This window comes from Metapseudomonas cellulosilytica, from assembly GCF_049334135.1.
Lineage (GTDB): Bacteria > Pseudomonadota > Gammaproteobacteria > Pseudomonadales > Pseudomonadaceae > Metapseudomonas.
The window spans coordinates 1-25,796 of the sequence record NZ_JBHZGN010000027.1 but is presented as its reverse complement, the minus strand read 5'-3'; the positions used below and the strand labels follow the sequence as shown (position 1 = coordinate 25,796).

Below are 25,796 nucleotides of genomic sequence, written 5' to 3'. Positions count from 1 at the left end.
CTCAGAGGAGTAGTGATGAGCGAGGCATTGTCCATCCACCATGACCAGGCAGGTCATCAGTTCGAGACCACCGTGGACGGTCATCGTGCATACCTGGCCTATATGGATCTGGGTAAACAGACGTTGGACATCTATCGCACCTTCGTGCCGAACGTCCTGCGCGGTCGCGGGATCGCCGCGGCACTGACCGAAACCGCGCTGGAATATGCCGAGGACCACGGCTATACCGTGATCCCGTCCTGCTCCTATGTGGAACGTTACATCGAGCGTCGCCAGCGTCAGGCGCAGCACAACGGCTGAGCTGACGCGCAATGAAAAACGCCGGGCACTGCCCGGCGTTTTCGTTTCCGCGTCGCGATCAGCCGCGCTGGCGCTTGGGCAGCACGTCCTTGAGCTTGGCGTGCATGCTGCGCAGGGCCTTCTCGGTGGTGTCCCAGTCGATGCAGGCGTCGGTGACGGATACGCCGTACTTGAGCTGGTCGAGGTCCTTCGGAATCGATTGGTTGCCCCAGCCCAGGTGGCTTTCCACCATCAGGCCGACGATGGAGTTGTTGCCTTCCACGATCTGGTTGGCGACGTTGTCCATCACCAGCGGCTGCAGCGCCGGGTCCTTGTTGGAGTTGGCATGGCTGCAGTCGACCATGACGTTCGGGCGGATGCCGGACTTGGTCAGTTCCTGTTCGCAGATGGCGACGCTGACCGAATCGTAGTTCGGCTTGCCGTTGCCGCCGCGCAGGACCACATGGCCATAGGCGTTGCCCTTGGTGGTGACGATGGAGACGCCACCTTCCTGGTTGATGCCGAGGAAGCGGTGCGGGCTGGAAACCGATTGCAGGGCGTTGATCGCCACGGTCAGGCTGCCGTCGGTGCCATTCTTGAAACCGACCGCAGAGGACAGGCCGGAGGCCATTTCGCGGTGGGTCTGGGATTCGGTGGTGCGGGCGCCGATGGCCGACCAGCTGATCAGGTCCTGCAGGTACTGCGGGGAGATCGGGTCCAGTGCCTCGGTGGCGGTGGGCAGGCCTTTCTCGGCCAGGTCGCGCAACAGTTGGCGACCGATGTGCAGGCCGTCCTGGATCTTGAAGGAGTCGTCCAGGTAAGGGTCGTTGATCAGGCCTTTCCAGCCGACGGTGGTGCGCGGCTTCTCGAAGTACACGCGCATGACCAGGAACAGGGTGTCGGACAGTTCAGCGGCCAGGCCCTTGAGGCGGTCAGCGTACTCGTGGGCGGCCTTGATGTCGTGGATCGAGCAGGGGCCCACTACCACGAACAGGCGATGGTCCTTGCCATCGAGGATGTTGCGAACCACCTGGCGACCGTTGGCGACGGTGAGTCGCGCGTCATCGGTCAGGGGAATCTCGCGCTTCAACTGCTCCGGCGTGATCAGGGTCTCGTTGGAGGCAACGTTAAGGTCGTCGATCTGTAAATCAGCCATCGTGCTTTTCATTTTTCAGGGTCGTCAGGTCACGGGTGCCGGCCGCCAGGAAACCCCGTCTGGCGGAGTGCACAGCAGTAAAAACGCGCGGGGTGGGGAACCTTAACGCTTTCCACGCGGCCTCGACAATGGCGAATGCATGCGGCGAACGTTGAATACGCAGGATTTCAGACGGGGGCGAAGCCCGCTGCGTGCCGGGCGATCCACTCCTGTGCCACTGCTTGCGCATCGAGCGGCTCGCCGGCCTCGGCTTCGCGCTGCTGGCGGTACTGCTCGATCAGGCAGATCTGCTCCATCATCCGCGCGCGGAACATGTTTTCCTCATCGGTGAAGGCAATGCCGATGATGTACTCCCGCAATTGTTTGCGGCACCAGGCCACGATCCCCGAGTAGCAGGCCTGGTCGCCCAGCAGCGGGATGCACAATCGCAGCGCGGTGCCCCGGCGGAAGGCGCGGCTGGAGTTGCACGCCACCCCACCCAGGCTGATATCGTGCAGCCGCTGCAGGGGCAAGTGCTCGCCCTTGTGCGGAACCAGCTCCACGGGCATCTCCGTGGGGTGACGCAGGAATTGACGCATGACGGTTGACTCCCGGTGCCAGGCGCCTGGCATCACTCAACACACTATAGCGGCCCAGGCCGAGTTGACGGACCTGGACGCGGATCGGCGCCTGCTCGATCTGCCCGGGACCTCCCTGGTGATATTCACCAGCACCGGCTGCGCCAGCTGCCGCTGGGCCCGCCAGCATCTGCCGGGTGCGGCCCTGCCGGTGGAGCGATTGTGCTGGATCGATGCCGGGAATAATGGTGGGCTGGTCCAGCGTTATGAGGTATTCCACCTGCCTGCGTTGTTCGTGGTCCGAAACGGCCATTTCCATGGCGCGCTGCATGCCAGCCTGCGGCGCGACGATCTGATTCAAGCCCTGGACCGGGCGCTGGCCCGGCCGGCAGAGGAGCTTCCCTAGATGACTTCAAGCAAACCGCGCATCGGCATCATCGGTACCGGTGCCATTGGTGGCTTTTATGGCGTGATGCTGGCCCGTGCCGGCTACGACGTGCATTTCCTGCTGCGTAGCGAGTACGACGCCGTGGCGGCGCGCGGCCTGCAACTGAACAGCGTGGTCCACGGCGCCCAGGCGCTGTTCCCGGTGCAGGCCTATCGTGAGGCCAGCGAGATGCCGCCCTGCGACTGGTTGCTGGTGGGTGCCAAGACCACCAGCAACGCCGCCCTGGCGCCGGTCATCGCTAAGGCCGCGGCGCCGGGCGCCAAGGTGGTGCTGCTGCAGAACGGCCTGGCGGTCGAGGATGCATTGCGTCCGCTGCTGCCCGAATCCCTGCACCTGCTGGGCGGCCTCTGCTACATCTGCGTGCACCGTTCGGCGCCGGGGGTGATCGAGCACCAGTCCCTGGGGGCGGTGAACCTTGGCTACCACTCCGGCCCGGCCCGTGACGAGGCCGAGCGGCAGGCGCTGGCGGAGGAGGGCTCGGCGCTGTTCAAGGCTGCCGGCATCGACTCGGCCGCGGTGGCCAACCTTGACCAGGCGCGCTGGCAGAAGCTGGTCTGGAACATTCCCTACAACGGCCTGTCGGTGCTGCTCAACGCCGGCACCACGGCGCTGATGGGCAACGCCGACAGCCGTGCCCTGATCCAGGCCGTCATGGAGGAAGTGGTGACAGCGGCGGCTGCTTGCGGTCACCGCGTGCCGGACAACTTCGCCGCCAAGCTGCTGGCCTCCACCGATCGCATGCCCGACTACCTGCCGAGCATGTACCACGATGCGGCACAGAGGCGCCCGCTGGAGCTCGGCGCCATCTACGAGGCGCCGCTGGCTGCCGCTTCCACCGCCGGTTTCGAGATGCCCCGCGTGCGCACCCTCTACCAGGCGCTACGCTTCATCGACGCACGCAACCAGGGTTGACGGGAGTACCGCCATGGGCGCAGGACTGGGTGACAAGTTGGTATTGGCCATTTCCTCCAGGGCGCTGTTCGACCTGGGCGAGAGCCATCGGATCTACGAGGCCCAGGGCATAGAAGCCTACCGCCAGTACCAGATCGACCACGAGGACGAGGTGCTGGCCCCCGGCGACGCCTACCCGCTGGTGGAAAAACTCCTCGGGCTCAATGAGCTGTTGGGGCAGCAGCGGGTCGAGGTCATCCTGGTCTCGCGCAACAGCGCCGACACCGGCCTGCGTGCCTTCAACTCCATCCAGCACTATGGCCTGGGCATTTCCCGCGCGGCATTCGTCGGCGGACGCAGCCCGGAACCCTACCTGCGGGCGTTCGGCTGCCACCTGTTTCTCTCCACCCATGCCGAGGACGTACGCGGCGCGCTGCAGAGCGGCTACGCCGCTGCCACTATCCTCTCCGGCGGTCCGCGCCGGGCGGCGAGCAACGAGCTGCGCATCGCCTTCGACGGCGATGCAGTGCTCTTTTCCGACCATTCGGAACGCATCTACCAGACTGGCGGCCTCGAAGCCTTCCAGGCCCACGAGCGGGACTCGGCCCGCGAACCGCTGGACGGTGGGCCCTTCAAGCCCTTCTTGTCCGCCCTCAACAAGCTGCAGCAGGAGTTCCCGGCCGAGGCCTGCCCGATTCGCACGGCGCTGGTCACCGCGCGTTCGGCGCCGGCCCACGAGCGGGTCATACGCACCCTGCGTGAATGGGATATCCGCCTGGACGAGTCCTTCTTTCTCGGCGGGCTGGAGAAGGCGGCGATCCTGGAGACCTTCGGCGCCGACGTATTCTTCGACGACCAGGCCGGGCACTGCGAAAAGGCCCGCGACGTGGTGGCCACCGGGCATGTACCCCACGGCGTGAGCAACGAGCCACAGTTCTGACTAAGCTCTGGTGAGGCCAGCCATGCAAGGCGGTAGGAGGCCTCATGATCCGCTCCATTCTCTATGCCACGGACCTCGGTCTCTATGCCCCCTATGTTCTGCAACATGCCCTATCCCTCGCCCGGGCCTTCAGTGCCCAACTCTATGTGGTACACGCCGTCGAACCCCTCGGCCTGTTCGCCGAGTCGGTGCTGCAGACCTACCTGGATGACGACACGCTGAAGGAGCTGCGGGCCAAGGGCCTGGTCACGGTGATGTCGAGCATCGAGCAGCGTGTGCTGGAAGGCTTTCGCGACGAGATGGGCGAAGCCGTCCAGGACCTGGACATGATCCGCGCCGTGCGGGTGGTACAGGGCGACCCGCCGCTGGTGATCCTGGAAGAAGTGCAGAAACTCTCGGTGGACCTGCTCGTGGTGGGGAGCCACAGCCACGGTACTTCGCTGGAGACGCCGCTCGGGCGTACCGCCGCGCGGCTGGTGCAGTTGTCCGAGGTTCCGGTCTACCTGGTACCCATGCTCCAGCATCGCGGACGCAACGACTTCTGATCGCCGCTGGTCGCACGTTGGGCAATTCAGAAAAAAACGTCTAGTTTTATTCAGCAAACCATTAATATGGTTATAAACGCCGCCGACATCCTGCGGTGTACTCGCTTTGAGGATTGCCTATGAAGCTCCAGCAACTGCGCTACATCTGGGAAGTGGCGCACCACGACCTGAACGTGTCCGCCACTGCACAAAGTCTCTACACCTCGCAGCCGGGCATCAGCAAGCAGATCCGCCTGCTGGAAGACGAGCTGGGCGTCGAGGTTTTCGCCCGCAGCGGCAAGCACCTCACCCGCGTGACCCCCGCCGGGGAACGCATCATCACCACGGCCGGCGAGATCCTGCGCAAGGTCGAGAGCATCAAGCAGATCGCCCAGGAATTTTCCAACGAGAAGAAGGGCACCCTGTCCATTGCCACCACCCACACCCAGGCGCGCTATGCGCTGCCACCGGTGATTGGTGGTTTCATCAAGCAATACCCGGATGTCGCCTTGCACATGCACCAGGGCACGCCCATGCAGATCGCCGAAATGGCGGCCGATGGTACCGTCGATTTCGCCATCGCCACCGAGGCGCTGGAGCTGTTCGGCGACCTGGTGATGATGCCGTGCTACCGCTGGAACCGCTGCGTCATCGTGCCCCAGGGCCACCCCCTGGCCAAACTGCCGAAACTCACCCTGGAAGCCCTGGCCGAGCACCCCATCGTCACCTACGTTTTCGGCTTCACCGGTCGCTCCAAGCTGGACGAGGCCTTCAGCCACCGTGGCCTGACGCCCAAGGTGGTGTTCACCGCCGCCGACGCCGACGTGATCAAGACCTACGTGCGCCTGGGGCTGGGCGTGGGCATCGTGGCCAAGATGGCGGTGGACGCCAAGCTCGACAGCGACCTGGTGGTGCTGGATGCCAGTGAACTGTTCGAGGCCAGCGTGACCAAGATCGGTTTCCGCCGCGGGACCTTCCTGCGCGGCTTCATGTGCGACTTCATCGAGAAGTTTGCGCCGCACCTCACCCGCGACGTCCTGGCCAAGGCCGTGCAGTGCCACAACAAGGCGGAGCTGGACGACCTGTTCCACGACGTGCAATTGCCCACCTACTGAGTGCGCGGTTCCCATGATCAAGCCCGGCATTCGCCGGGCTTTTGCATTCTGCGGAATACGGTGGGCGATCCGACGGCTCGTGGGTAGGGGGCGCGGCGCGCACCAGAGCGGTCGGACGTGGGTGTAGGCAACAAAGTCGGTGCGCACAGCGCACCCTACGGATGGCTCGTTGAAGAGGAGGCGGGCGAGGGCGGTTGCAGCACCTCGCGGAGGAAGGCGAGGAATACGGTGTAGACCTCTTCGCGGCCGTCGTCGTGGCGCACCACGAAGAAGGGGGCGGTGTCCACGCCGTAGTGTTGCGCGACCATCCAGCCAGCGCTGGCGGGGTTGCGCTCGTCGGCCACCAGGATGCGATCGATCCGCCCGAGGTGGCCGCCGCGTTCCAGTCGTTCCATCACATCCCGGCACTTGCGGCAGTCCTGGCCATCGGCCAGGACTTTCTTCACCAGGGTGATGCGCACGGGGTCAGGCCTTGCTGATCAGGTTGCCGGCGTGCAGCCCGCACTCCTTCTGGGTGGCTTCTTCCCACCACCAGCGGCCTTCGCGCTCGTGCTGGTTGGGCAGCACCGGACGGGTGCAGGGCTCGCAGCCGATGCTGACGAAGCCGCGCTCGTGCAGCGGGTTGTAAGGGATCTCCAGCATGCGGATGTAGGCCCAGACTTCCTCGCTGGTCATCTGCGCCAGGGGGTTGAACTTGTACAGCGGCTTGTCCGGGGTGGAGAAGGCGCTGTCCACTTCCAGCACCGCCACCTGGGAACGGGTGCCGGGGCTCTGGTCGCGGCGCTGGCCGGTGGCCCAGGCCTTGACGGTAGAGAGCTTGCGCTTGAGCGGTTCGATCTTGCGGATGCCGCAGCACTCGCCGTGACCATCCTTGTAGAAGCTGAACAGGCCCTTTTCCTTGACCAGGGGCTCCAGCAGCTTCGGGTCCGGCGACAGCACCTCGATGGCGATGCCATAGTGTTCGCGCACCTGGTCGATGAAGCGGTAGGTTTCCGGGTGCAGGCGGCCGGTGTCGAGGCTGAAGACCTTGACGTTCTTGTTCAGTTTCCAGGCCATGTCCACCAGCACCACGTCCTCGGCGCCGCTGAAGGAGATCCACAGTTCGTCGCCGAAATGCTCGAAGGCGAGCCTGAGGATGTCCTGGGGGGATTTGCTGGCGTAGGTCGTCGCCAGTTCGGCGACATCGAAGGGTTGGCTCATCAGGCTGGCTTCCTATTATGGGATGGCGCTGGGCGCGCTCTATGGCGCGCATCTTAGCAAAGCGAATTTATGCCCCTAAATAACCATGAGGAAGTAGGACTGCTTGTTTTGGCTATAAGGGCCGCGTTGCGCCATACCGGGGGAGCCGCTAGAGTGCCGCCTCCAATCAAAAAGTCATGCGGGGAAACTGCTCGTGGAAATCGCCTGTCTCGACCTGGAAGGTGTACTGGTTCCGGAAATCTGGATCGCCTTCGCGGAAAAAACCGGAATCGAAGCGCTCAAGGCGACCACCCGGGACATCCCGGACTACGACGTGCTGATGAAGCAGCGCCTGCGCATCCTCGACGAGCATGGCCTGAAACTCTCCGACATCCAGGACGTGATCGCCACCCTGAAACCGCTGGAAGGTGCCGTCGAGTTCGTCGACTGGCTGCGCGAGCGCTTCCAGGTGGTCATCCTCTCCGACACCTTCTACGAGTTCTCCCAGCCGCTGATGCGCCAGCTGGGCTTCCCGACGCTGCTCTGCCACCGCCTGATCACCGACGAGACCGATCGCGTGGTGGACTACCAACTGCGCCAGAAGGACCCCAAGCGCCAGTCCGTGATCGCCTTCAAGAGCCTCTACTACCGCGTGATCGCGGCAGGCGATTCCTACAACGACACCACCATGCTCAGCGAAGCCCACGCCGGCATCCTGTTCCATGCCCCGGAGAACGTGATCCGCGATTTCCCGCACTTCCCGGCAGTGCACACCTACGAAGACCTCAAGCGCGAGTTCATCAAGGCCTCCAACCGCCTGTTGAGCCTCTGAGATCCCGCCCATGAAAAAGCCCGCGCAAGCGGGCTTTTTTCGTTTCCGGTCCGGGGGACGAAACCTGTAGGGGCGAATTCATTCGCCAAGCAGGCCGCAGGTCTGCCCTGAGGTGCCCCAGGGGTCAGCTTCGCCGACCTTGGCGAATGAATTCGCCCCTACAAGGAAGATTCGCCCCGGGCGTCAACTGTCCACCAACCCCTCCAGCGTCTGCATCAGCACCTTCACCTTGGTGATGGACTCGCGGTACTCCTCCTGCCAGTCGGAGTCGGCGACGATGCCGCCGCCGCCCCAGCAACTGGCCTGGCCGTCCTTCACCAGCACGGTGCGAATGGCGATGGAGCTGTCCAGTTCGCCGCGCACGTCCAGGTAGAGCAGGGAGCCGCAGTAGATCGAGCGGCGGGTCGGCTCCAGTTCGTCGATAATCTGCATGGCGCGGATCTTCGGTGCGCCGGTGATGGAGCCGCCGGGGAAGCTGCCCATGATCAGGTCCAGCGCATCCTTGTCGGCTGCCAGGCGGCCGGTGATGGCGCTGACCAGATGGTGCACGTTGGGGTAGCTCTCCAGGGCGAAGAGTTCCGGCACCCGCACCGAGCCTGTGGCGCAGCTGCGCCCCAGGTCATTGCGCAGCAGGTCGACGATCATCAGGTTCTCGGCGCGGTCCTTGCGGCTGGCCAGCAAGGCTTCCGCCTGGGCGCGATCCTCTTCCGGCGTGTGGCCACGGGGGCGGGTGCCCTTGATCGGGCGCGTCTCCACCTGGCCCTGGCTGACCTTGATGAAACGCTCCGGCGACAGGCTGAGGATGGCATCGCCGTCGGCCAGGGCCTGGTAGCCGGCGAAGGGCGTCGGGCAGGCGGCGCGCAGGGCCTGGTACGCGGTCCAGGGATCGCCCTCGCAGGGGGCCTGGAAGCGCTGGGTGAAATTCACCTGGTAGCAATCGCCGGCCTGGATGTAGGCCTGGACCCGCTCGATGGCCTGCCGGTAGGTGCTTTCCTCCAGGTTTGCACGGAACGGCGCGCGCAGGCGGAAGGGGCCGGCGGGCGCGCTGCCGGGCTCGCTGAACAGGGCGATCAGGCGCTGCCGCTCGTTCCCGTCCAGGCTCGGGTGGAATACCAGTTGGCTGGTTCGTGCCTGATGGTCGCTGACCAATGCCCAGGCGTAGAGGCCAAGCCGCGCATCCGGCAGCTGCAGGTCGTCGATCGCCTGCTCAGGCAGGTGTTCGACGCGGCGACCGAAGTCATAGGCCAGGTAGCCGATCAGGCCGCCGACGAATGGCAGCTCGGTGCCCGCAGGCAAGGCGGTTTCGCCGAGGCCTGCCAGCGCCTGGCGCAGGCGATGTGTGAAGTCCTTGGCCGATTCGCCCGGCGCTGGCGCAAATTCTGCCAATGGCCAGGCGCTGAATAGGTCATAGCGTCCACGGTCGGCGACCGGGCGACCCGCGTCCAGCAATACGGCGCCGGGCGCCTGGCGGACAAGGGCGAAGCGTTCGCAAGGGGATTCGTGATAGGGGAGTGCGTGTAGATGACAGTCAGGCATAGGGGCGCGCAAGCAGGGTGCAGGGGCGAATTCTAGTCTGCCTCCAGTGTCGATCCTAGAGCCTTTTCCGAAGTTTACGAGGGAAATGCATTCTGATACTTATGTACCAATCCCACGGAGATGTAGCTCCGATCCACAACGATAACGACATATTAGGGATTCAGGCAGTGGACGCAGTTCTCAACCCCGCAGCGGGTAGCCGCCAGCGCTCCAAACTCGTGACACCCCAGGCATCTACCGATTACCTGCCCAGATCCCAGGTCCAGGCGGCCTTGGCCGCCCATCCCCATGCACGCCTCCTGTTGTTCTCGGCCCCCGCCGGGTTCGGCAAGACCACCGCCCTCGCGGCCCTGGCCGAGCAGCGCCGCGCAGCCGGCAGCGCGGTGGCCTGGTTCTCCCTGGAGGCCGAGGACGACGACCCCGCGCGTTTTTTCCAGCAACTGATCAAGACCCTCGGCGAAGCCGTGCCCGGTGTCGGCGAGCACGCCCGTGGCTATCTGCAGAACACCATGCAGGTGCCGGCCAGTGCAGTGCTGGAAAGCCTGCTGGTGGATCTCGCCCGCCACGGCGGCCCGCTGCTGCTGGTGCTGGACGACCTGCACCTGCTCAAGGAACCGGAGCTGTTCGCCGCCCTGGGCCGGCTGGTGCGCCTGGCCCCTACCGGCTTCAGCCTGGCGATCGGCAGCCGCTCCCTGCCGCCGCTCAACCTGGCCACCCTGCGGGCCAAGGGCTGGCTGCTGGAGATCGGCCTCGATGAATTGCGCCTGTCCGCCGAGGAGACCCGCGACTACCTCGCCCGCTCCGGCCTGCAACTGGATGATGCCATATTGGCGGCGCTGCACAGCCATACCGAAGGGTGGGCGATCGGGGTGCAGCTGGCCAGTCTCTGGCTCCGGCACCAGCCCCAGACCGCCGAACAGATGGAACGCCTGGGCAGCGACCAGGCCACGGTCGGCCAGTACCTGCTGGCCAGTGTCTTCGAGCAATTGCCCGCCGATCTGCAGGACGCGCTGCTGGCCCTGGGCATCGCCAGCCAACTGAGCGGCGACCTGGCCAGCGCCCTGACCGGCCGCCAGGGCGGCCAGGCCCTGCTGGAGCGGCTGGAAACCCTGCAACTGTTCCTGTTGCCGCTGGACCGCGAGCGCCAGTGGTACCGTTTCCACCAACTGTTCGCCGACTTCCTGCGCAGCCGCCTGAAGGACCGTGACCCGGAGCGCTTCAAGCTGCTGCACTTCAATGCGAGCCTCTGGTTCACCAACCACCACATGCAAAACCCCGCCATCGAGCACGCCAGCCTCGCCGAGGACCCGGAAATGCTCGCCGCGCTGGTGGACGGCTGCGGCCTGGAACTGATCAACCGCGGCCAGTTGAACAAGATCTACCGCTGGCGGCAGAAGGTCCCGGACGAGATAGCGGCGCGTTACCCCACCCTGGTGCTCGCCGACGTGTGGAACCGCGCCACCGAACTGGCCTTGCCCGAAGCCAACCGGATGCTCGACGAACTGCTGGCGCGCTGGGGCGGGACCCGCGCCGAGAGCCAGCTCAGCGACAAGTACCTGGCGACCCTGGCCGTGAAGGCCGCTGTCGCCCTGCAGAAGGACGACCTGGACCTCTGCGTGACCATCGCCCGCCGGGTCGAAGCCCAGATCGGGCGCAACCAGGCATTCCTCGAAGTGGCCATCCTGGTGATCGGTGCCATGGCCCTGGCGACCCTCGCGCAGCCGGACCAGGCGCGCCGCCTGCTGGCCCTGGCCCAGCAACGCAACCATTTCCTCGAAGGCCGTTACCTGGACATGCAGCTGGCCAACGTGGAGATCCTCCTCGCCCTTGAGCAGGGCCTGGTGAAGCAGGCGCGGATGCTGTTCGAACAGATGCGCGCCCAGGTCACGCCGCAGTTGGGCGAGAAGTCCAGGTCCATGGCGCTGCCGGTCATAGTCGAGTCCCTGATCGCCTACCAGCAGGGGCGAATCGATGGCATGGAAGAACGTCTGGCGGCGGCTCTGCACCATATCGACGTGATCCGCCCCATCGACATCTACGCCCAGGGCATGCTCTTCCTCGCGCGCATCCAGCGCATGCAGGACAAGGTCAAGGATGCCCAGGCCTCGCTGGTGCTGATGCAGAACATCGCCGCGCGCAACCAGTCCTGGCGCTTTTACGCCCTGGCGGTGGCCGACGAGATTTCGCTGATTCTCCAGGAGCCCGGCAGCGACCGCATCAAGCGCGCCGAACAGCGCTTCAAGGCGGTGGACTGGCACAAGCTGGCCAGCGGCGGCAGCCAGCACGGCGCCAACTCGGCGCTCTGGGTACAGGGGCTGATCCGCGTGCGGCTGCAACAGGCCCGTGGCCACTTCAGCGAAGCCCTGCACGAGATCACCCAGCTGCGCGGCAAGCTGCAGCCCAACTGGCACGGCCTGCAGCGATTGCGCCTGGACCTGCTGGCATCCCTCAGCTACCAGCGCCTCGGTTACCGGGAAAGGGCCCAGAGCCTGCTGGTGCAATGCCTGCTCAGTGCCGAACGCGAAGGCGTGCGCAGCCTGTTCATCGAGGAGGGCGAAGCCATCCGCCAACTGCTCCAGCAGCTGGAGGCCGCGGAGCGCCAACCGGCGTTACAGGGGTTCATCCGCGATCTGCTGGCGGCCTGGCCGGGGCAGGAAGCGCGCAGATCCCTGGAGGCGCCAGAGGAGGGCCTCACCGACCGCGAGCGCGAGGTGATCTGCCTGGCCGCCAAGGGCCTGTCCAACGAGGAGATCGGTCAGCAGCTGGCACTGGCGCTGGGGACCGTCAAATGGCATCTGCACAACATCTACGAAAAGCTCAAAGTGCGTAACCGGACCCAGGCGATCCGGCGTGCCCGCGAGCTGGGGCTGCTCGAACCATGACCGACCTCTGCCTGTCTCTCCCGCAACCGCTCCCCTTGCTGCGCACCAAGCTGTTCCCGGCCGATGCCGGGGGCCGTCCCCTGTTGCCGCGTCGCGCCCTGATCGAGCGCCTGCATGCCGCCCGTGGGCGTCGCGTGCTGGTCCTCAGCGCCCCGGCCGGTTTCGGCAAGAGCACGGTGCTCAGCCTGTTCCGCCAGCGCCTGCAAGGCGAAGGCGCGCACGTCGCCTGGCTGTCCTGCGACGAGGCCGACAGCGAGCCCCAGCGCCTGTTGCAGTACCTGGTCGCTGCCGTGGAGGCGGCCATACCGGGGTTCGGCGGCAATACCGTGGGTTTGCTGCAGGGCGACGTGAACTGGCCCATCGAAGCGGTGATCGATGCCTTCATCGGTGATCTCAAGCGCGTCGAGGGCGAGCTCTACCTGATGCTCGACGACTTCCACAACATCCGCCATGTCGCCCTTGACCAGGGCGCGCGCTACCTGATCGAGAACCTGCCGGCCAATGTGCATCTGATCAGCAGCACGCGCTTCACCCCGCGGCTGCTGTTCAGTGAAACCGAATCGTTGTTGCTCAAGGCCGAGGACCTGCGCCTGACCCTGGACGAGACCGCGGCCTACTTCCGCGAAGTGCGCCAGTTACCGTTGTCCGATGCCGAGGTGCGCCAGCTCCATGGGCGCACCGAGGGCTGGATCACCGCGCTGCACCTGGCCAGCCTGGCCCTGGCGCGGCATCCGGACCGGGCGGCGTTTCTCGCCAGTCTCAGTGGCACCGAGCGCAATATCGCCGACTACCTGACCGAGGATGTGCTCGACAGCCTGCCGCAGACGCTGCAGCGGTTCCTCGACCAGACCTCGGTGCTGGACGAGTTCTGCGCCGACCTGTGCAACGCCCTGACCGGCCGCCGTGACGGCCTCGACATGCTGATGCGTCTGCAGCGCGAACAGCTCTTCGTGATCCCGCTGGACGAGCAGGGCGAGTGGTTCCGCTACCACCACCTGTTCGCCGAGTTCCTCCAGGGGCGGCTCGCGCGCCAGGCCGACCCGGCGACCCTGCTGCATGCCGCCGCGCGTTGGTGCGAAGGCCATGACCTGCCGGACCGGGCCATCAAATACGCCCTGCGTGGCCGCGACTTCGCCTTTGCCGCCGCACTGCTGGAGCGCCAGGGGGCGCGGCTGATCGCCGGCAACCGGGTCTACGGCATCCTCTCCATGCTCAAGGAAGTGCCGGCCGAGGTGATCCGCGAACATCCGGTGTTCCAGATCTTCTATGCCTGGCAGTTGGCCTTCGAGCAGCGTTTCGCAGAATCCGAGGCGCTGATCGAGGACGTCAGCACCCGCCTGCTGCAGGGGCGCGGCAAGATGATGCATTTCGGCCTCGGCGAATTGCTGGCCGCTTCCCAGGTGCTCAAGGCCCTGGTGATGCTCTACCAGGACAAGCTGGAAAGCTGCCTGAAGGTCGCCCGCCAGTGGCTCGCCCTGGTGCCTGACAACCAGCCGGTGTTCCGCGCCAGCCTGGCCTGCGTGCAGGCCGCGGCCTACGCACTGATGGGCGAGTTCGGCGATGCGGCCAAGGCCATAGCCGTGGCTCGCGACAACCTCAAGCTGGTGGACAGCGAATACCTGCACGTGATGACCAGCCTGATCGAAGCGCTGATCTGCAAGGAAAGCGGCGATCTGGAGCGCGGGCGTGCCCTCTCGGAGGCTGCGCGGACCCGCGTGGAGCGGGTGTTCGGCCGGCGCAGCCGGGTGGGTGGGCCCTTGGCCCTGGCCTATGCCGACCTGTTGTACGAGCAGGATCGCCACGCGGTGATCCTCGCCGAACTGCCGCTGGCCACCACCTGGCGCGACGTGGCGACGCCGGTGGAGCTGATCAGTCGTGGCCAACTGGTGATGGCGCGGGCGCGCTTCTTCGCCGGAGAGCCGGAGCAGGCCCTGGTCCAGCTCGACGAATGGCTGGGCGGATTGCAGGGCGCAGGTTATGAGCGGGTGTTCGCCCATGGCATGGCCTGCAAGGTGCAGTTCCTGCTCTGGCTGCGCCGCCCCAATGAAGCCGAGCGCGTTTGCCTGCAATTGCAGCAGCACCTGGCCGTGCTGCCGCTGGCGCGCTACGCCGATGCCCATACGGTGCTGGCCCTGACCGAGGCGCGCCTGGCCCTGACCGAGCGGCGCCCCGAGCGCGCCCAGGCCAGCCTGGAGAATTGCCTGGCGCGGCAGCAGGACGAGCATCAGCGGGACCGGCGGCTGCGGCTGTCGCTGTTACTTTCTGTGGCGTATTGGCGCAGAGGTAACAGCGAGAAGGCCTTCGTCCTGTTCCAGGGCACGCTGGAAGAGGCCTGGAACCGCGGCTACCGCCGGCTGTTCCAGGACGACGCGCTCTGGCTGCTGCCGCTCTGGGACGCCTGGCGCGCCGCCGAGCCCAAGCGTGCCAGCGCCTGGCAAGGCGTCGCCGAAAGCCTTCGCGAGCAGTGCCGCCGGCTCTCGGTGGACCCGGATACTTTCGATGAAAATCAAGATGTTAGCCATCGCGAGCGGGAGATCCTGCGTTATGTCGCGGCCGGCCTTTCCAACCGCGATATCGCCCAGGCCGTGCACCTGTCGGAAGCCACCATCAAGTGGCACCTGCACAACCTGTTCGCCAAGCTCGGGGTGCGCAGCCGCACCCAGGCGGTACTGAAAGGCAAGAGCCTGGGCCTGTTGAGCGAGGCCTGAAACGGGTGGGACCGCTGCCCTCCATCCGTTGGATGGGCTGGCAGCGGGGTAGGGGGTCAGTAGTTTTGTTCCCAGGTCGAGAAGCAAGCCGCTTCACGAATCCTCGCCGGATGCGCCTAGGGAAGCAGTGGCCGGCCTGGAGATCGGCGTGAGCCGGTCCGACTGCCGCTGACAGGCGTCGGCGGCAGGCCCTGGGGGCAACCCACCTGTGAATTTTGGAGATAAAAAGAATGAAAAGCTTCAAACAACTGGCTCTGGCTGCTGCTGTACTCGCTGCACCCTTCATGGCCCAGGCCGACCTCACGGCGATGGACGACACCGCGCTGTCTGGCGTGACCGGCCAGGACGGCATCAGCATCTCCGGCAGCTTCAACGGCAGCATCGGCAGCGTGGTCTACACCGACTCCGAAACCAGCGGTGGCACCACCACCAACGGCACCCTGCGCCTGGAAACCATCTCCTTCACCGGCTTCGACATCCTCGACAGCGACCCGCTGAAGATCGACGTCATCGACGGCGGCGCCGGTGGCACCGACAAGCTGCAGATCAGCCTGCCGTCCATGACCGGCCAGCTCTCGGTCGGCGCCATCCGCGTAGGCGACGCCAGTTCCGCCAGCATCGGCGCCCTGGCCGTCAACAACATGAACATGTCCGGCTCCACCATCAAGGTCTGGGGCCACTGACAGCCCGGTTCATCCCGTAATCCGGAAAGTCCCGCCGGCCTCCGCCGGCGGGGTCTTTCTCCGCGCGCCCTGTAGTCGGAACGGCAATGATCGAAATCCTGATTGGCAGTTTGCTGGGTCTGTTCGGCTTCACCCAGGCGGTGGATACCAAGCCGCAACCGCAAGGGGCGGTGAACATCAGCCAGCCGCTCACCCCCAATGGGCCCTATCGCGAGACGGCGGTGGTGGAACCGATGAGCCAGCTGCAGTTCCGCAACGTCATCCGCCAGGCCTATGACTACAGCTGCGGCTCCGCCGCGCTGACCACGATGCTCGACTACTACCTGGGCCGCAACCTGGAGGAACGCCAGGTGATGGAAGGCCTGCTGCGCTATGGCGAGGCCGACAAGATCGTCGAGCGGCGCGGCTTCTCGCTGCTGGACATGAAGCGCTTCGTCGGCGCCCTGGGCTACAAGAGCGGCGGCTTCCGCGCCGAGTTCGCCGACCTTGATGGCCTGGAGCACCCGGCCATCGTCCCGATCCACTATGGCGGCTTCAAGCATTTCGTCGTGGTGCGCGACGTCTACGACGAGCATGTGTTCGTCGCCGATCCCGCCCTCGGCAACATCAGCTTCACCCGCGCCCGTTTCGAGGAAATCTGGGACCAGAACGTCCTCTTCGTGATCTTTCCCGCGGGCAACGAACCGCGGAACGCCATGGCCCTGACCGAGCGCGACCTGCGCCTGGTGGACGACCGCATCGTCAGCCTGCTGGCGTTCCAGGAATTTCCGCAGATCACCAAGTTCACCGAGAACGAAATCAACGAACTCGGCTCGGGGGGCGATATCCGCTACATCCGCCGCAAGTGACACCCGCACATAACAAGAAAGACCTGGGGATAGCACCATGGGACCAAGGAAATACGCATGGCTGGCCATGCTGGTGCTCTGTACCAGTCTGCCGCTGCACGCCGAGGACGCCTCGGTGGACGAGGCGCGTGACGCACTGAGCAAGAAGGAAGACGACGCCGACAGTGCCAAGGCGCTGGAAGAAGTCTTCCAGGCGTCGGAGAAGAGCTACACGCTGCTGAAGAAGGGCGAGCGCACGCTCACCTACGGCTTCGATTACTCGCTGGTGCGCGACGTCCAGATCGAAACCATTCGCACCGGCAACAACGTCTTCAGCGTGGTCGGCCAGAGCGAAGCGCAGCATACCTTCACCAACTCCTTCACCTTCGACTACGGGGTGTGGGACAACCTGACCTTCAGCGTACGCCTGCCCTTCGTCGCCAAGTACGACACCGAGCGCGACCTGAACGTCTACAGCCTCGGCGACATTTCCGCCACCCTGCGCTGGCAGCCCTGGTCCTCCACCCGCGGGCGGCCGGTCACCACACTCTTCGCCACCCTCGGCCTGCCCACCGGCGAGAGCCCCTACGACATCAACTCCGACAACGACCTGTCCACCGGCAACGGCTACTACAGCCTGGGCGTGGGCGCGAATGCGTCCTACGTGATCGACCCGGTCGTGCTGTTCGGCTCCGTCGGCTACACCTACAACCTGCCGGTGCACGATATCCACCAGGTACGCGGCGGGCGCCTGCTGGAAGACGTGGAGCCGGGCGACACCCTCAATTTCAGCATGGGGTTCGCCTACGCGCTGTCCTACGACGTGTCCCTGGCCACCTCCTACCAGATGGCCTACACGACGAAGCCGACCTACAGCTTCCAGGACACCAGCCTGGAAGGCACCGAGCAGACCAGTTCGATCATGAACTTCTCCCTCGGCCTGCGAACCTCGCCGGACTACATCGTCAACGTCAACGCCGGCTTCGGCATGACCGAGGATTCGCCGGACGTGCTCCTGGGGCTTTCCGTCCCCCTCGACATCAAGGGCTTGAAGGCCCAGTAACCGCCGAGCGAGGACCTCATGAGCATGCAACTGTCGCCGCTTGCGCAGGCGATCGCCGGGATCGGTCTGTGTTGGGCAGGCCTGGCCCAGGCGCAACTGGCCAACGACCTGACCATCGGCAACCCCAAGGCCATGGCCATGGCCAACGCCATCACCGCCGACTCCTCCGGGATCGACGCCGTGCACTACAACCCGGCTGCCCTGACCAAGCTCAAGGGCCGCCAGACCACGGTGAAGTTCCTCACCGGTGTGATGGACATCCGCGCCGAATTCGAGGCGCCGCCGGACTATGGCTTCCTCGGTTTCGACGACGACCCGGTGAAGAACTCCAGCAGCCGCACCCTGACCCCGGCCATGTACCTGCCCGGCATGGGCGGGATGACCGAGGTGCCGGCGCTCTTCGCGCCGCTGGCCGGGCTCTCGATCAATCCACCGGGCTCCAAGTTCACCTTCGCCACCAACGTCTATGCGCCCATGGCGCTCGGCTACTCGCGGGATTCGGACAGCGACCCGGCGCGCTACCAGGGCCGCGAAGTGGCGCTGCAGCGCATCACCTACTTCTCGCCCTCGCTGGGCTACCAGGTCAACGACGAGCTGGCGGTGGGCCTGTCCATCGGCTTCTCCCACCAGGCCATGGCGCTCAACCAGGACTTCCGCAACCCGGGCTTCCTCACCGGTCTGACCCGGCTGTTCAACGAGTTCCTCTGCCTGCCGGGGATGGGGGAAGTGGTCTCCGGGTTGATCAACGTCTGCGGCGGCAAGCTCGGCCCCTTCGACACCCTGGCCAACCTGGACCTGGACCTGCAGCAGTCGCTGTCGCCCACCTACAATATCGGCGTCCTCTGGGAGCCCACCGACTGGTTCGCCTGGGGTGCCACCTACCAGAGCGAGGCGCGCATGCACCTGCAGGGCAAGTACCGGGTGGACTACAGCAAGGACTGGCAGGGCTTCTGGTCCGGTCTGCAATCCTCGCTGTTCGGCCAGGTGCTCAGCCCGCTGTTCCCCCTCGGCAACATCGACGAGGAGGCGGGCAACGCCTCCCTCGACATGACCTACCCGGACAACTTCTCCACCGGCATCAAGCTCAAGCCCTTCGAGCGCTGGCAGTTCAACCTCGACCTCAAGTGGAGCGGCTACAGCGACTGGAACGAGTTCGAGATCGAGTTCGACCGCGAGCTGGATCTGTTGCGCATCGCCAAGAACTTCGGCGGCGGCAAGGCCACCGATCACAGCATCATCCTCGACCGCGGCTATCGCGACACCTGGAGCTGGGCCCTGGGTGTGCAGTACCAGTGGAACGAGCGCCTGGCCCTGCGCGCCGGCTACGAATGGCGTCCTTCGGCCATCCCCGACGACAAGGCCGATGTGCTCGCGCCCATCGGCGACGCCCACCTCTACGGCGTTGGCCTGGGCTACCGCTGGGACAAGGACACCAACATCGATATCGGCTTCAACTACTTCACCACCAGGCAGAGCACCAAGGCCGATACCAGCTGCAACCTCAACTGCACCGGCATCGACAACCTGGTCTACAACCCCTATGCCGGCCAGAACGTAGAGACCTCGGTGAAGGCCTACATCCTGGCCCTGACCTACCAGACGACCTTCTGATGAAAGCGCCCATCCTGCTTCTCGCCCTGACCCTGGCCGGGACCGCCCAGGCCAGCAGCGGCCGCTACCTGACCTGGATCGACGACCAGGGCCGGGTGCACAACACCTTCGTCGATACCCGCTACAGCGAGCAGCAACGCCAGGCGGCCAGGCGCATCGCCCAGAGCGACCAGGCGCGCCTCAAGGACAGCGACGACACCCGCTGGCCCGGCAACGGCAGGAGCGGCGAGAGCAAGCGGCGCTATTTCACCTGGGTGGATGCCGGCGGCAACCTGCAGAACAGCTTCTACGCGGCGGGGCAGGTGGGGGCGGGGCAGCGCGACGTCGTCCTGCCCAATGGCCAGCGCTCGGCGGAGTACATCGATTCCGAGGTGCTCGAAGGGCGCGGTTATTCGCGCCCGGAGCAGGGGCCGGCCTACTTCACCTGGGTCGACGAGCAGGGCCGTACCCACAACTCGCCGGTGCCGGCCCTTGGTGGGGACGCGCGCGGCGAACCAGCGCCCGGCCCCATCGCCTACACCGAGGCCCGCGAGCTGGAGTTCAAGCGCAAGGCCGCATCGCTGCCGTCCCTCGATGGCCAGCCGACTGCCGCCATGAAGGCCCTGCTGGAAGGCAGCGAAGAACAGGGCGAGGCGCTCTACCAGAACCTGGTGGACCGTTGCTGCGGGCAACTGCCCGACGACGCCTTCACCGAGGTGTCGGTTGAAGAGCCGCGATACGAGGAGCTGAACAACCTCTCGCCGAGCTTCGACTTCCCCATGGGGCGCAGCTATTACAGCGCGTTGAAGCTGCCACGTTCCCAACACGGCTACGGCCTGCGCATCCGCAGCTTCGCCATCCGCCAGGTGGTCTACCCCTCGTTGTTGTTCCTCGACGAGGCCAAGCGTCCGACGCGGCTGGTGAGCGACGCCGTCTACCAGTTGCACGGCGAAACCTGGTACCGCTACGCCTTCATCGAAGGCACGGTGCAGGTCCGCGCCAACCAGGGCGAACGCTATGTGCTGCTGCTGACCACGGACGAAGACCGCAGCCTGCGCACCCTGGACAACAAACCCTTCAAACGCCCCCTGCAGGATCTGGCCCTCGGCGAGTCGGGCATGCAGGTGCACGAGCACAGCGACCAGGGCTCCTTCGAGCTGGCGATCGTGAAGTAGCGGCACGGACTGCTCCCTCTCCCTCTGGGGCGACGAGGCACGTTTTCGGAAGCATTGCTTCCGGTGCCGATGAGCGCCAGGGCGCGAAGCGATCTGGCTGGGGCGCAGAGCGGGGCTGGGGTGAGGGCGGGTGGGAAATGCAGGGTGTCAGGGGAGACCTTTGGCCTCCTTGGCGAATGAATTCGTCCCCACAAGGTCGGCCCCACAGCTCCAGGCCGCGCTATGCTGGCAACCCCAGCGAGCAGAAGCGGATTTCCAGCCATGTCCGACACCAAATCGCTCTTCACCCGCAATTCCGACGCCTACAGCGCCAACCGCCCGACCTACGACCCCGAGCTGATCGCCTGGCTCAGCCGGCAGGCGCCGGACCTGTCCCTGGCCTGGGACTGCGGCTGCGGGACCGGCCAGGCCACCCAGGACCTTGCCCGGCATTTCCAGCGGGTGGTGGGTACCGACGTGAGCGCCCAGCAACTGGCCAAGGCCGAAGCCGGGCCCAATATCGACTACCGCTGCGAGCCGGCGGAGCAGACTTCGCTGGCCGATGGCAGCGTCGCCCTGACCCTGGTGGCGCAAGCGCTGCACTGGTTCGACCTGGAGCGCTTCTACGCCGAAGTGCGCCGGGTCAGCCGGCCGGGCGCGCTATTGGCGGTGATCTCCTACAACCGCTCGGAGATAACCCCCGAGGTCGATGCGCTGGTGAACCACCTCTACCAGGACATCCTCGGTCCCTACTGGGCCGAAGAGCGCAAGCATGTGGAGCAGGGCTATCGCACCCTGCCATTCCCCTTCGAGCGCATCGAGGTGCCGCCCTTCACCCTGGACGCCCAATGGGACCTGGCACGGTTGCTGGGTTACCTGGAAAGCTGGTCGGCCCTGGGGACCTACCAGGCCGCCCACGGGAACGACCCCCTCGATCCGCTGCGCAACGAGTTCCAGCAGGCCTGGGGCGACCCGGCGAGCACCCGCCGGGTGAGCTGGCCCCTGACGGTGAATCTCGGAAGGGTGGGTTGATACCCAGTAGGGGATGATCGCTGTAGGGGCGATTTCAATCGCCAAGCAGGCCGAAGGCCTGCCCTGCTGATTCTCCAGAGGGCAGCTGCGCTGCCCTTGGCGAATGAATTCGCCCCTACAGGTTTTCCCCGGAACCTAAACCGGCAGACTCGCATCCCTGCCATTGTGCGAGGTGTAGTCCACCGAGCGATCCACCATGTTGATGGCCGCCACCAGTTGCTCGGGCTGGGAGCGGGCCGAGGCCATGGTCCACTGGTCGAACCTGTCGTTGCCGATGCGCACCATGCGGATGTGCGTGGTGCGGTCGGCATCGACCACCGGGTCCGGGTCGTAGAAGCCCAGCTTGCGGCGCAGCTTGTCCAGGTCCGCCGGGTCGCCGGTGAGGAACAGCCAGCCCGGTCCGGCGTGGTGGGACTCGGCGTATTCCCTGAGGATCTCCGGCGTATCCAGCTCCGGTTGCAGGGTGAGGGAGTACATGAAGACATTCCGTCCGGCGCGCTCCCCGAGGAGCTTCTGGGTGCCGCGCAGGTTGGCGGTCATGGTGGGGCAGAGGCCGCCGCAGAGGGTGTACATCATGTTGAAGGCCACCACCTTGTCGCGCACCAGGTCATCGTAGAGCTTCACCCGCTTGCCCTGGTGGGTGTAGAGCGTGACGTTGGGGAAGTAACGGGCGCCGAAGCTGTCGCCTTCGGCGTATTCGGGGTCGGGGGCGCCCCAGTTGCGGTTGACCAGGCCGGCGCCCAGGGCGGCCAGCCCCGCGGCAGCCATACCGGCGCCGAGCAGCAGGTTTCTGCGAGTCTTCATCTGGCATCTCCAGTAACGATCGAGGGTTGGCTGTGACTCAGCTGACGCTGCACCCGGCTGGTGGCTCCGGCGGCGTGTCGTCCTCGATGTCCCAGCGCAGCATCATGCCGTGGTCCTCATGGATCACGTTGTGGCAGTGCATGACGTACTTGCCGATGAAATCGCGGAAACGCAGGAACACCCTGACCGTCTCGTCCTTGCCGAGCACATAGACGTCCTTGCGCCCTCGCTCGTGAACCGGAATCGCTACCGGTATGCCTTTGACCGCCTTGCTGAGGATGCGGCCCTCCTCGAAGTGGACGTGCACCGGGTGCTGCCATCCGCCACTCTCGTTGACCAGCTCCCAGATCTCGCACTGGCCTTTGTCGATCTTGGCGCTGGTGTCGAGGATGTTTTCCGGTTTGCCGTTGATCGCCCACTCGCCACCCTTGCGATCGAACACCCAGCGGCGCACCTTCGCCTGGGCAATTTCCTCGTCGCAGAGCGGCCGCAGCGGACGCAGCAGGTCGGGTACCTGGCTGAGGTCCTGCTCTGGCGGGTCGCGGTCCACCAGCAGCTTGAGCACCTTGGTGCCCGAACCGTCCACCTTGTCCGGCCCCCGGGTGGTGTCCTGGATCAGGCGGTTGGCGAGGAACAGCTCGGTGCCGATGGGATATCTGGAGAAGTCCACCACCAGGTCGGCGCGCTCGGCGACGCCAAGGCGCACCTTGCCCATGTTGCGGATGGGGGCGGGCAGCAGGTTGCCGTCGTTGGCGATGTAGGTGAAGGTCTGCGCCTTGCCCTTGCTGTCGTTCAGGTAGAGCTCGTAGAAGCGCGATGGGCCGGCGTTGAGCAGGCGCAGCCGGTACTTGCGCCGGGCGACCCGCAACACGGGCTCGATCTTGCCGTTGACCAGGGTTTTGTCGCCGAGCGTGCCATCCGGGCTGAAGCGATCGAACACCAGCTGGCCCTTCGCGTCGAAACGCATGTCGTTGAAGCTCAGCATGTAGTCGTAGGGGTAGCTGGGCAGGCGCAGGGCTTCGGGGTTCGGGTCCTTCTCGTCGCCGGAGTCCAGGTGGTCGAAGATCAGGTAGAAACCGAACATGCCGCGCACCACGTTCTGCGAGGTGGCCTGCCAGGTGTGGTCGTGGAACCAAAGCGTGCCCAGGGCCTCGCGGTAGTCGCCGATGCCGTTCTGCATTTCGTCCAGGCCGGCGTAGACGTTGGGATAGAAGTGGTCCTTGTACTCGCCCTTGTAGTCCAGCGTCAGACCCTGCTTGTCGGCGCTGAAGAAGTCACCGGGAAAGCCGTCGCTTTCCGAAGGGCAGTGCAGGTTGTGCAGGTGTACCGAGATGTAGGGAACGCCGACGCCCTTGTGGTCCTTGGGCAGTTTGCAGTGGAAGCGGCAGATCACCGGCTGGCCGTAGCGGGCGAAGATCACCGGGCTGAAACTGTCCGGTGTGGAGTCGGCGGCGCGGTAGCTCCAGACCTTGATTTCCGGCAGGTCCGGGTGGGCTTTCCAGGGGCGCTCCACTACGTTGATCTCATAGAGCGTCGGGTTTGCACCCAACTGGTCGTAGCGCTGATGGGGTTTGCGGCCGCATTCCCCGTGTTCGGCATCGGCGGTGGCGGTCGGGGCAACCACCTGTACCCCGTCGGATCCGTGCAGGACACTGACCGGGTTGAGCGGGGACATCTGGTTGGGCAGGAATTCTTTCCAGGGTGTAGTACGCGGGCTGGCGGCGTCCGAGGCCACGCTGGTGGAGTCATCGCCGTCCTTGGCCTGGCTGTCGCGCTCGGCGAGCAACAGCGGCAGGGCGCTGGCGGCAGCGGACCACTTGAGGAACGAGCGGCGGTTGGCGTTATCGAGGGGCTGGTCTGGTGGTTGGATGTCGTCTGCGGATTTACTGGCGACGAGCGGAGTTCCCCTGAACTTCAAGCGATAGATCTTCACGGCTGCGGTCCTCCACAGCTTGATTGGCGGTGAGATTCTCGATCGCTCTGACTGCTTCAGGGGCACCTCGCACCGGTCGGCCTTGTTGGCTCTGTAGTGAATGCCGGTGAAGGCGTGTACTGCGCTCCCGAAGCAGGTTGAAACAAACTTACAAGAGGCGATGCCCGGATGCCATCATTCATCCAGGTGAAAACCGTCCCTGGCGGACTGGCGGCCCAGGTCGGGTAATGAGCGGTAGGAAACCTAAAGAGATTAATGACTTGGCGTGGCAAGAGTCTGGGTTCGGTCGAGTCGCTGGAAAATTGACATCGTGCAGGAGGACTCATGCATCAGATTTCGCGCTTCGCAGTTGTCGAGGGTCTGGATGCGGAACGCCAGTTGCTGGACAGCGTTCAGCAAGGTGAACAGGAATGCGGGCTGCTGCTCTGGCGCCCGAGCGAGGCGGCGCTGGTGATGCCGCAGCGAATGAGCCGCCTGGCAGGCTTCGCCGCTGCCGAGGCCGACTGCGCCGCCCTGGGCTGGCCCATCGCCCTGCGCGACAGTGGTGGCGAGCCGGTGCCGCAGTCGCCGGCGGTACTGAATGTGGCTCTTGTTTATGCCTTGCCGCCGAAGGAAAGCGAACTGACCCGTATCGAGAACGCCTACCTGCGCCTTTGCCAGCCGATGCTCGATTGGCTGGCCGGGATGGGCCTGGCCGGTGGGCTGGGGGAGGTGGACGGCGCTTTCTGTGACGGTCGCTACAACGTCACCCTGGAGGCGCGCAAGCTGGTCGGCACCGCCCAGCGCTGGCGCCGTCGCCGCGAGGACAGCCGCCATGTGGTGCTGGCCCACGCCGCGGTGCTGATGGAAAACCAGCGCGAGCCCATGGTCGAGGTGGTCAACGCCTTCTACGAGGGCTGTAGCCGCGATGATCGGGTGCGCGCCGGCAGCCATATCGCCCTGGACGAATGCGTGGGGCAGGTATGGAGTCACCTGGACCCGCTGCGTGACTGTTACCGCCGGACGCTGGCCGAGGCCGGCCTGGAACTGGTGTGAGGGCGCGGGGGGAGAGGGTCGCTCGGGGTCAAATGGGACTGATTCACATCCGGCAACAGATAGTGCTTGACTGAAAAATGATAATCATTATTATTCATATCACTGGCCTCGCGGCCAGCCGGATAAGCTGACAAGCCCGGATTTCGGACTCATCAGATTATCTCCTCATCAGGCTAATCACGGTTTTTGACCCGGCACTTTGCCGGGTCTTTTTTGCCTGGGTCTTTTGCGTCGCAGCGCGGATTTCCAATACAGCCTGCTCAGCCTTGTAGGGTGGATCACGCTTCACCGATCCACCATCGGCGCCGGGCTCGGCCGCGCTGGTGGATGTGAAAAGCGACATCCACCCTACGCCTGACGTGGCGCCCGCGCGGTGCACCAGCCTTGTAGGGTGGATCACGCTTCACCGATCCACCATCGGTGCCGGGCGTGGCCGCGCTGGTGGATGTGAAAAGCGACATCCACCCTTGCCTGACGTGGCGCCCACACGGTGCACCAGCCTTGTAGATACCGTCTTGCCCCTTAGTGGGCAAGGGCCAGTTTCGGATCGAATGGCCGACCCGATTTCAGCACGCCATAGGCGATGTGCAGCAGCTTGCGCATCGCCGCGCAAACGATCTGCTTGCCC

General features: G+C 65.2%; 24 protein-coding genes and 1 pseudogene. 16 read left to right on the top strand and 9 right to left on the bottom strand.

Annotation, left to right across the window (positions count from 1 at the left end; all coding sequences use genetic code 11):
- Window positions 1-15 precede the first annotated feature (15 nt).
- Entirely contained in the window at window positions 16-300 is a 285-nt protein-coding gene (locus ACFW0H_RS25390; protein WP_422916619.1) for a GNAT family N-acetyltransferase, read from the top strand.
- 58 nt (window positions 301-358) lie between these two features.
- Here the strand turns inward: ACFW0H_RS25390 and ACFW0H_RS25385 are convergent, their stop codons facing one another.
- A complete protein-coding gene (locus tag ACFW0H_RS25385) occupies window positions 359-1,435 on the bottom strand; it encodes a 3-deoxy-7-phosphoheptulonate synthase (protein WP_422916618.1) in 1,077 nt (358 codons plus the stop codon).
- Between the two features lie 167 nt (window positions 1,436-1,602).
- Window positions 1,603-2,013, bottom strand: coding sequence for a PilZ domain-containing protein (locus ACFW0H_RS25380; protein WP_422916617.1), 411 nt, complete (start codon window positions 2,011-2,013; stop codon window positions 1,603-1,605).
- Between ACFW0H_RS25380 and ACFW0H_RS25375 the strand changes: the two genes are divergently transcribed.
- The 5 genes from ACFW0H_RS25375 to cysB all read left to right on the top strand — a co-directional run bounded on the left by ACFW0H_RS25375 (window position 2,012) and on the right by cysB (window position 5,910).
- On the top strand, window positions 2,012-2,398 hold the full coding sequence (locus ACFW0H_RS25375) for a thioredoxin family protein (protein WP_422916616.1): 387 nt from the start codon (window positions 2,012-2,014) through the stop codon (window positions 2,396-2,398). The genes ACFW0H_RS25380 and ACFW0H_RS25375 overlap by 2 nt on opposite strands.
- Window positions 2,399-3,352, top strand: a complete 954-nt coding sequence (locus tag ACFW0H_RS25370) for a putative 2-dehydropantoate 2-reductase (protein ID WP_422916615.1) — start codon at window positions 2,399-2,401, stop codon at window positions 3,350-3,352. It abuts the gene before it with no gap.
- Window positions 3,353-3,365: 13 nt separating this feature from the next.
- Window positions 3,366-4,271: a 5'-nucleotidase gene (locus ACFW0H_RS25365; RefSeq protein ID WP_422916614.1), complete on the top strand. Its 906-nt coding sequence runs from the start codon at window positions 3,366-3,368 to the stop codon at window positions 4,269-4,271.
- 44 nt (window positions 4,272-4,315) lie between these two features.
- Entirely contained in the window at window positions 4,316-4,816 is a 501-nt protein-coding gene (locus tag ACFW0H_RS25360; RefSeq protein ID WP_422916613.1) for a universal stress protein, read from the top strand.
- Window positions 4,817-4,935: 119 nt separating this feature from the next.
- Window positions 4,936-5,910, top strand: a complete 975-nt coding sequence (gene cysB, locus ACFW0H_RS25355; protein ID WP_422916612.1) for an HTH-type transcriptional regulator CysB — start codon at window positions 4,936-4,938, stop codon at window positions 5,908-5,910.
- Window positions 5,911-6,065: 155 nt separating this feature from the next.
- Here cysB and ACFW0H_RS25350 read toward each other — a convergent pair whose 3' ends face one another.
- Window positions 6,066-6,371, bottom strand: coding sequence for a hypothetical protein (locus ACFW0H_RS25350; protein ID WP_422916611.1), 306 nt, complete (start codon window positions 6,369-6,371; stop codon window positions 6,066-6,068).
- A gap of 4 nt (window positions 6,372-6,375) precedes the next feature.
- Entirely contained in the window at window positions 6,376-7,110 is a 735-nt protein-coding gene (locus tag ACFW0H_RS25345; protein ID WP_422916610.1) for a phosphoadenylyl-sulfate reductase, read from the bottom strand.
- 193 nt (window positions 7,111-7,303) lie between these two features.
- On the opposite strand from ACFW0H_RS25345, the gene thrH reads away from it, so the two are divergent.
- Window positions 7,304-7,921: a bifunctional phosphoserine phosphatase/homoserine phosphotransferase ThrH gene (gene thrH, locus ACFW0H_RS25340; protein ID WP_422916609.1), complete on the top strand. Its 618-nt coding sequence runs from the start codon at window positions 7,304-7,306 to the stop codon at window positions 7,919-7,921.
- A 183-nt stretch (window positions 7,922-8,104) separates the two neighbouring features.
- Here thrH and pabB read toward each other — a convergent pair whose 3' ends face one another.
- Window positions 8,105-9,457, bottom strand: a complete 1,353-nt coding sequence (gene pabB / locus ACFW0H_RS25335; RefSeq protein ID WP_422916608.1) for an aminodeoxychorismate synthase component I — start codon at window positions 9,455-9,457, stop codon at window positions 8,105-8,107.
- Between the two features lie 167 nt (window positions 9,458-9,624).
- On the opposite strand from pabB, the gene ACFW0H_RS25330 reads away from it, so the two are divergent.
- The 8 genes from ACFW0H_RS25330 (at window position 9,625) to ACFW0H_RS25295 (ending at window position 21,396) form a co-directional block, all read left to right on the top strand.
- A complete protein-coding gene (locus tag ACFW0H_RS25330; RefSeq protein ID WP_422916607.1) occupies window positions 9,625-12,339 on the top strand; it encodes a LuxR C-terminal-related transcriptional regulator in 2,715 nt (904 codons plus the stop codon).
- On the top strand, window positions 12,336-15,047 hold the full coding sequence (locus tag ACFW0H_RS25325) for a helix-turn-helix transcriptional regulator (protein WP_422916606.1): 2,712 nt from the start codon (window positions 12,336-12,338) through the stop codon (window positions 15,045-15,047). Before ACFW0H_RS25330 ends, ACFW0H_RS25325 begins: the two co-directional genes overlap by 4 nt.
- 230 nt (window positions 15,048-15,277) lie before the next feature.
- Complete coding sequence (locus ACFW0H_RS25320; protein WP_422916605.1) at window positions 15,278-15,730, top strand: DUF6160 family protein; 453 nt, start codon at window positions 15,278-15,280, stop codon at window positions 15,728-15,730.
- Window positions 15,731-15,816: 86 nt separating this feature from the next.
- Complete coding sequence (locus tag ACFW0H_RS25315) at window positions 15,817-16,578, top strand: C39 family peptidase (protein ID WP_422916604.1); 762 nt, start codon at window positions 15,817-15,819, stop codon at window positions 16,576-16,578.
- Window positions 16,579-16,615: 37 nt separating this feature from the next.
- Window positions 16,616-17,620 (top strand): transporter family protein, encoded by a 1,005-nt coding sequence (locus ACFW0H_RS25310; protein ID WP_422916603.1) that lies wholly within the window; start codon window positions 16,616-16,618, stop codon window positions 17,618-17,620.
- 24 nt (window positions 17,621-17,644) lie between these two features.
- Complete coding sequence (locus ACFW0H_RS25305) at window positions 17,645-19,231, top strand: outer membrane protein transport protein (protein WP_422916684.1); 1,587 nt, start codon at window positions 17,645-17,647, stop codon at window positions 19,229-19,231.
- Window positions 19,231-20,385 (top strand): MalM family protein, encoded by a 1,155-nt coding sequence (locus tag ACFW0H_RS25300; protein WP_422916602.1) that lies wholly within the window; start codon window positions 19,231-19,233, stop codon window positions 20,383-20,385. Before ACFW0H_RS25305 ends, ACFW0H_RS25300 begins: the two co-directional genes overlap by 1 nt.
- A 261-nt stretch (window positions 20,386-20,646) precedes the next feature.
- A complete protein-coding gene (locus ACFW0H_RS25295) occupies window positions 20,647-21,396 on the top strand; it encodes a class I SAM-dependent methyltransferase (protein ID WP_422916601.1) in 750 nt (249 codons plus the stop codon).
- Window positions 21,397-21,531: 135 nt separating this feature from the next.
- Here the strand turns inward: ACFW0H_RS25295 and ACFW0H_RS25290 are convergent, their stop codons facing one another.
- Window positions 21,532-22,200 carry an SCO family protein gene (locus ACFW0H_RS25290; RefSeq protein ID WP_422916600.1) on the bottom strand — a complete coding sequence of 223 codons (669 nt, stop codon included), beginning with the start codon at window positions 22,198-22,200 and terminating at the stop codon, window positions 21,532-21,534.
- 37 nt (window positions 22,201-22,237) lie between these two features.
- Entirely contained in the window at window positions 22,238-24,133 is a 1,896-nt protein-coding gene (locus ACFW0H_RS25285; RefSeq protein ID WP_422916599.1) for a multicopper oxidase family protein, read from the bottom strand.
- A gap of 324 nt (window positions 24,134-24,457) precedes the next feature.
- Between ACFW0H_RS25285 and ACFW0H_RS25280 the strand changes: the two genes are divergently transcribed.
- Window positions 24,458-25,168, top strand: coding sequence for a lipoyl protein ligase domain-containing protein (locus ACFW0H_RS25280; RefSeq protein ID WP_422916598.1), 711 nt, complete (start codon window positions 24,458-24,460; stop codon window positions 25,166-25,168).
- Between the two features lie 157 nt (window positions 25,169-25,325).
- Here ACFW0H_RS25280 and ACFW0H_RS25275 read toward each other — a convergent pair whose 3' ends face one another.
- The gene (locus ACFW0H_RS25275) at window positions 25,326-25,511 is read right to left on the bottom strand and encodes a hypothetical protein (protein ID WP_422916597.1); all 186 of its coding nucleotides are present in this window, start codon (window positions 25,509-25,511) and stop codon (window positions 25,326-25,328) included.
- 179 nt (window positions 25,512-25,690) lie between these two features.
- Window positions 25,691-25,796 (bottom strand): annotated as a pseudogene (locus ACFW0H_RS25270) (IS110 family transposase); the annotation flags it as partial.